This is a genomic window from Oleiphilus sp. HI0061, assembly GCF_001635675.1.
This window is the reverse complement of the sequence record NZ_LWFE01001053.1, coordinates 1-6516: the sequence shown is the minus strand read 5'-3', so window position 1 is coordinate 6516 and position 6516 is coordinate 1. Positions and strand designations below refer to the sequence as shown.

The window sequence follows — 6516 nt, the reverse complement described above, 5'->3', positions numbered from 1 at the left end:
AAACTCGCTATGAGGCACAGCAGGATATTTTGGATTACATATCCATGTTTTATAACAGTCGGCGGCTGCATTCTTACTTGGGCTACATGAGCCCGAATGAATACGAAGCTCAGGCAATTGAAATGAAAAAAGTATCTTAACTGGGTTGGTCAAAAATGCTAGACCACGTCAGAAGAGTAAAGCAGTAATAATAAAGACGATACGATAATCGAAGCGCATAATTTATTTCATCTTGTCGGTTATTTTTATTTAAATTAGTGTTGTGAAGGCTAACTAAACGTTCAACCCTTAGTGTTCTTAATATTAAGGTTTGTCATGATTAAAATCTATTGTTTGGCAGTACACAGATAACTTCTTGCGCGTATAATGTGCGTTATTCATTTAATATTTCGAAGCTTTTGCGGTTTTGACTAAGAGCGTAAGGGTTTTAATTAAACAACAAGATAGATGCTTATGAGTTACTTTCCAATTGATTATATAGAGCCTGTATTTAGACCACCCTCAGAAGCGAGGTCGTTGATACTTCAGGTAAGTAATGGGTGTTCTTATAGGGTATAGGAAGTATAAAGCACCTTTTCACCCCTAAGCTGAAGTATCATACCCGAAATTGCTGCTCATTTTTATTGCCTAAGCCCCAGAATTTAGCTTCACAGCGCCCAAAGCAGGTCGTATTTTGGTCGATTTGACCGAAAAGTGCCTGGCGAATGGATCTCTAGCCGACAGTTACCCCACCGGCCTGCCGCAAAGGCTGACAGTGCATGGATTGAGAACTTAGGAGCGTCAATTAAATAGGCGAGTCTGCGATGGGTCGAACAGGCTGGGAGTCAGTGGCGGGGCTCGCTCTGGCGGCAATTCGTGCTGTTTGGCAGCGTCAACCTTAGCGGCTTTCTGCCTGAGGTAATTAAGAGTCAGCTCAATCACCTTCGAGTCTTCAATGCTTGCAATCACTTTGACTTGGCCACCGCAGTGTTCACAGACCTCGATGTCGATGGTGAAAACACGCTTGAGTCGTTGCATCCAGGTCATAGCGCGGTGGCGCTCTGCAGGGCTCTTGTCACACCAGTCAGTATCGAGACCTTCCGATTGATCGGGCTTTTTGCCCCGCTTAGCGGGTGTTACTTGAACGCGGTGTTTGCTGTTCGGTGCAAAAAGCCCGTGGAATCGAGTAAGGTTGACCCTAGGCTTGGGTACCAAAGCCGCTAGCTTGGCAATGAAATCCAGTGGTTCGAAGATCACATGCGTAGTGCCATTGCGGTAAGGGGTTTTGAGCTCGTAGCGGATTTGTCCATTGGCGGTCAATGCCAGACGCTTTTCCGAGATCGCTGGCCGACTGATATAGCGACACAGGCGCTCAAGCTTATCTCGCTGATGCGCTTCGGCCATCACGCCAGCGTGCAAGGAGAACCCTGCGTGGTTGGCTACTCGGCTGCTAGCATCAGCCTTATCTTCTCGCCCCGGTAAAGTTTGCAGAGTAAAGACCTTGCGCCCCTGCTGGGGGCCGGTGGCAATGCGGTAAGTGACCGAATGGCCGTATAATTGGGTGAGCGTATCCTCCTCGCCCTCTTCCAATGTCAACCAGGTATTTTCGACATCTCGCTCGAGTAGCCCTTGCTTTTCCAGGCAGCGAGCTATGCGGTGGCTAAGGGTGTGAACGAGGGTATTCAGCTCATCGTGGGTCGGCGCTTTGACCCGATGGAAGCGCTGTTTACCATGGCCGTCTTCGGTGTAAATCCCGTCGAGAAACAGCATGTGGTAGTGTACATTCAGATTCAGCGCGGAGCCAAAGCGTTGGATGAGCGTTACCGATCCACTTTGTGCCGTAGCCTTGGTAAAACCCGCTTTCTTAATCAGATGGGTTGAGAGTATACGGTAAACGATGCTCAAGACCTTGCCCATCAGCTCCGGGTAACGGGCCAGCAAAAAGCGCAACTGGAAAGGAAAACTCAGCACCCATTGGCGAATAGGCTCTGCGGGAAATACTTCATCCACCAAAAGTGCGGCACTCTCCACCATCCGGCGGGCACCGCAGCTGGGGCAGAAACCACGCCGTTTGCAGCTGAAAGCGACCAAACGCTCGTGATGACAGTCTTCACAGCGCACACGCAAAAAGCCATATTCCAGCCGACCACATTGGAGAAAATCTTCGAACTCTCTCTGAACGTAACGAGGCAAGCTTTGTCCCTGACCCTCCAACGAGGACTTATCTAACTAGAAAAGAATAATGACTTTTATATTTTAGCTTTTCAAAAGGGATCGAACATGAGAACCAAAGTAGAATTTCCTAGCCAAGGGCAAAATCTAGCCGGCTTACTTGAAACCCCAGACCAAGCCATTCGCGCCTACGTCTTATTCGCTCATTGCTTCACTTGCGGCAAAGACATTGCAGCCGCCTCTCGCATCAGCCGATTTTTAGTTCAACATGGCTTTGCCGTATTTCGCTTTGATTTTACTGGCTTAGGCAATAGCGATGGTGATTTTGCCAATACCAACTTCTCCTCAAACACAGAAGATTTGATCGCAGCGGCAAACTTCCTAAAAGAAAACTACCAAGCCCCAGAACTACTTATTGGCCATAGCTTAGGCGGCGCAGCGGTGTTAGCCATGGCAGGCGAATTACCAGAAGTAAAAGCCGTCGTCACTATTGCCGCACCTTTTGAAGCAAGCCATGTTGAAAAAAACTTTGGCGCAAAATTAGACAACATAGAACAAGATGGCCAGGCCCAAGTGAATTTAGGCCCGCGTGAGTTCACCATCAAAAAACAATTTTTAGACGACATTAGAAACCAAACCACCGACCACATCAAAAGCCTCAATAAAGCTTTATTAGTTCTGCACTCACCTATCGATTTAACCGTCGACATAGCCGAAGCAGAAAAAATCTACAAAGCAGCCATGCACCCCAAAAGCTTTGTAAGCTTAGATACTGCCGACCATTTATTATCTAAAGCTATTGACAGTGAATATGTTGCGCAAACAATTTCTGGCTGGGCTAGCCGCTACATTCCAGCCCCTAAAACAGAAACTCCAACTCTGGCTAAAGGTCATGTAATGATCACAGAAGTTGACCATAAATTTCAGCAAGAAATTTTTACCGACCATCACCATTGGTTTGCCGACGAACCGACAGAATTGGGCGGTCAAAACAGCGGCCCAGACCCATACGAACACCTGCTAGCAGCGCTTGGAGCATGCACAGCAATGACCATTCGCATGTACGCCACCCACAAAAAATTACCACTAGAGCATGTTGAAGTATCGCTTTCCCACGAACGCAATTACGTAGACGACTGCAGTAAAACAGAAGATGGAAACTCAAAAATGGAAGCCCTGATTCGCAAGGTGCAACTAATAGGCCCATTAAGCGCCGAAGAAAAAGAGCGCATTATACAAATTGCCGACCGCTGCCCAGTGCATAAAACCCTGCACAACAACCCGCATGTGGTAACCACTTTAGTCGAATAGACCTACTACCATCTAATGCTTTTAATTTATAAACACTAACCCTTAAATGATCCAAAACCTGTTTTTATCAGTAAGACTATTAAAAGAAACAAACATTAATGTTTATTTATAGGCTTACTGGTAATGACACACCCTTCAGAACCGAACTTCAGTAATCATTCTAAACCCATATTATCCGACGATGAAAAATCACGGATAATAGAAATGGCATGGGAAGACAGAACACCCTTTGAAGCCATTGAGCTTCAATTTGGTCTGACAGAACCTCGCGTTATTTCATTAATGCGCGCTTCACTAAAACAAAAGACCTTCAAAAACTGGCGTCAGCGCGTGAGCGGTCGTAAAACCAAACATTTATCATTAAGGTCTTTTACCACTGGCCGTGCATATAGCCCGACGCAATATAAAAACAAGAACTAAAATAAAACACAAACCAAAAGACAAACGCCATGCAAAGCTATAAGACATTACGTTTAATATTAGGCGACCAATTAAACGCCGATCACTCTTGGTTTAAAACGAAAGATCCAAGCGTACTTTATGTTATTGCCGAACTGCACCAAGAACAAACTTACGTAAAACATCACGTGCAAAAAACCTGTGCATTTTTTAAATCGATGCAAAACTTTTCCGAAGCATTAATAAAAGCCGGGCACCATGTTCGCCACTTAACCCTCGACGATACCGCTGAATATAAAACACTTAACGAACTACTCATTAGCATCGCAACAACTCATCATTGCTCAGTAATTCAGTATCAGCGACCAGACGAATATCGGTTGCTACAACAATTAAATGAACTATCAGCAAAAACAAAACAAACCCTTGAAATAACTTGCTTTGACACCGAACACTTTATCTTGCCCTTTGAAGATATTCCAAAGTACTTCAACCAAGGCAAACATGTGCGCATGGAAAACTTTTATCGCGCCATGCGCAAACGCTTCAATATATTAATGGAAAACGACAAGCCCATTGGCGACCAATGGAACTTCGATGCTGATAACCGCAACACCTTCAAAAAAGATGACCTAGCGGCCATTCCACAACCATTAATATTTGCCAATGAAGTCAGCGATATATTGCAACGCTTAAAGCGTCACCAAATCAAGGTTATGGGCAAACAAGAACCTAACTTATTGTGGCCATGCAGCCGTGCGCAATCAAAAAAAATATTGCAGCATTTTTGCACAACCTGTTTGCCTAATTTTGGCCGGTTTCAAGATGCCATGACGCAAAATTCCGATCATGCTTGGAGCCTATATCACTCGCGCTTAAGTTTTTCTATAAATACCAAAATGCTACACCCGCTTGATGTTATTCAAGCTGCCATTAATGCATTTGAGAAATCACAACAAAACCCTTCCATTGCACAAATAAATTTAGCTCAAGTGGAAGGTTTTATTCGCCAAATATTAGGCTGGCGCGAATACGTTAGAGGCATGTACTGGATCAACATGCCAGAAATTTCAAGCCTCAACGCACTTACTGCTACCCGTCCACTGCCAAAATGGTTTTGGGATGGAAACACCAAAATGAATTGCCTAAACAAAGCCATTACACAATCACTCAACTACGCATACGCCCACCACATTCAGCGCTTAATGATAACCGGAAACTTTGCTTTGCTTACCGGACTTAACCCAGATGACGTAGACGCTTGGTATCTAGGTATTTATATAGACGCAATAGAATGGGTCGAACTACCCAATACTCGTGGTATGGCGCTGTCGGCAGACGGTGGGTTAATTGCCACAAAACCTTATGCTGCTAGTGGCAACTACATAAATAAAATGAGCGACCACTGCAAAAGCTGTCACTACTCAGTAAAAGAAAAAACCGGCAGCAAAGCGTGCCCATTCAACAGCCTGTACTGGCATTTTTTAGATACTCATAAAAAAACGTTTAAGAAAAACCCAAGAATGGCCTTCCCCTATAAAACATGGCATCGTATTGACGAGCCACAACAATCTGAAATTTTGCAGCACGCTCAAAAACTGCTAGATAACCTCGACACTCTATAGCGCAGTAATGGTGATCTACTTTTAGACAATACGCGTACTACTTAGATAAATGCAGAAACACAGGTACATACACTATGAACTCATTTTTTGCGAAAACCCTAGGTCAAAACAGCTTAATATTGGCGAGTTTTATAGTCGTACTCCTCGCCAGTTTCTCAAGCTCAGCCGATCCAAGCCTAGAGTATTCGAGCCTTGAGCATTCAAACTGTGACCCCATGCTTGAGTTTGAAACAAACAAACTGCATTCACACAAGACCGTCAATTTTTGCGAAAAATTTAATGACAAGGTATTACTGGTTGTCAATACAGCGAGCCACTGCGGCTTTACTCCTCAATTCAAGCAACTGGAAAAGCTATATCAAAAATACAAAGATCAGGGCCTTGAAATTGTCGGCTTCCCATCGAATGATTTTAATCAAGAATCCAAGTCCGAAGAGCAAACGGCTAGCGTATGCTTTATAAACTTCGGCGTAACTTTCAACATGGTTTCCACAAGCTCAGTCACTGGTGAAAAGAAAAATGAATTTTTCAAATCATTAACCCAAAAAACAGGTATTGAACCAAGCTGGAACTTCAACAAATATTTAATAAGTAAAGACAAGAAAACCATTCAGCATTTTCAATCGTCTGTACAGCCAATCAGCAGCTCACTAGAAAACAAAATCATCGAACTACTGAAAATTGAAATTTAAATAAATTGGATGCCCATTTTAAACAAAATAGACATACTTAATAATTTCCCTAAACAGCCATGCACGCATTATATTTCCGGAAGGTTTTCTCAATATTCGGCATTGGGCCTATAGGACGTTTAAAGCACCTTTTCACCCTTCGGATGAAGTAGCATACCCGAAATTGCTGCTCATTTTTATTGCCTAAGCCCCGGAATTTAGCTTCACAGCGCCCAAAGAAGGTCGTATTTTGGTCGATTTGACCGAAAAGTGCCTGGCGAATGGATCTTTAGCTGACAGTTGCCCCACCGGCCTGCCGCAAAGGCTGACAGTACATGGATTGAGAGCTTAGGAGCGTC

Annotated in this window: 5 protein-coding genes and 1 pseudogene; 5 read left to right on the top strand and 1 reads right to left on the bottom strand. The window is 44.1% G+C overall.

Translation table 11 applies throughout. The features are described from left to right. The coding region (locus A3735_RS28935; RefSeq protein ID WP_156499664.1) for an IS3 family transposase at nt 1–140 on the top strand (140 nt) is incomplete at its 5' end. Between the two features lie 640 nt (nt 141–780). Here A3735_RS28935 and A3735_RS14240 read toward each other — a convergent pair. Further along, nucleotides 781–2184: pseudogene (locus A3735_RS14240) on the bottom strand (IS91 family transposase); the annotation flags it as partial. A 75-nt stretch (nt 2185–2259) separates the two neighbouring features. Between A3735_RS14240 and A3735_RS14235 the strand changes: the two are divergent. From A3735_RS14235 to A3735_RS14220, 4 genes are all read left to right on the top strand, one after another. Beyond that, entirely contained in the window at nt 2260–3462 is a 1203-nt protein-coding gene (locus A3735_RS14235; protein ID WP_068511004.1) for a bifunctional alpha/beta hydrolase/OsmC family protein, read from the top strand. Between the two features lie 123 nt (nt 3463–3585). Beyond that, nucleotides 3586–3882 (top strand): TIGR03643 family protein, encoded by a 297-nt coding sequence (locus A3735_RS14230; RefSeq protein ID WP_068511006.1) that lies wholly within the window; start codon nt 3586–3588, stop codon nt 3880–3882. A 29-nt stretch (nt 3883–3911) separates the two neighbouring features. Then, nucleotides 3912–5486 (top strand): cryptochrome/photolyase family protein, encoded by a 1575-nt coding sequence (locus A3735_RS14225; RefSeq protein WP_068511008.1) that lies wholly within the window; start codon nt 3912–3914, stop codon nt 5484–5486. A gap of 215 nt (nt 5487–5701) precedes the next feature. Beyond that, nucleotides 5702–6178 (top strand): glutathione peroxidase, encoded by a 477-nt coding sequence (locus A3735_RS14220; RefSeq protein WP_197485896.1) that lies wholly within the window; start codon nt 5702–5704, stop codon nt 6176–6178. Nucleotides 6179–6516: the final 338 nt, after the last annotated feature.